This is a genomic window from Chitinophaga sp. 05T412 (assembly GCF_056396465.1).
Genome location: NZ_JBFTLN010000117.1, coordinates 1 through 360 on the forward strand (window position 1 = coordinate 1; position 360 = coordinate 360).

The window sequence follows — 360 nt, forward strand, 5'->3', positions numbered from 1 at the left end:
GACCACGCCGCTGTCGGGGGGCGCTTCACCGACCCGGGGTCCGCGCCCCAGCTGCAGTGGGTGCTGCTCCACCTCCTCCAGGAGTACGCCCGGCACGCCGGCCACCTCGACCTGTGGCGCGAGCTGCGCGACGGTGCGACGGGGGAGACGCCCGACGACGCGGACGTCGAGGCCTAGGCGTCCGCGCGGTTCATAGGAGGTCGAGAAGGTCGGTCGGCGCGATGCCGAGGAGTGCCAGGGCGGCGCCATACCGGTCGGCGCCCGGTGCGTCGACCGGGCCGAGATCGAGCGTGTGGCTCACGCCGTAGCCCGTGCGCACGCGTACTCGGTGTGCCGCCTCGGTTAGCGTGGGTGCATGGC

1 protein-coding gene is annotated in these 360 nt (G+C 73.9%); it reads left to right on the forward strand.

All coding sequences use genetic code 11. The features are described 5' to 3' along the window. Positions 1 to 51 precede the first annotated feature (51 nt). Positions 52 to 177 carry a mycothiol transferase gene (locus AC1DFM_RS34940; protein ID WP_477081407.1) on the forward strand — a complete coding sequence of 42 codons (126 nt, stop codon included), beginning with the start codon at positions 52 to 54 and terminating at the stop codon, positions 175 to 177. Positions 178 to 360 lie beyond the last annotated feature (183 nt).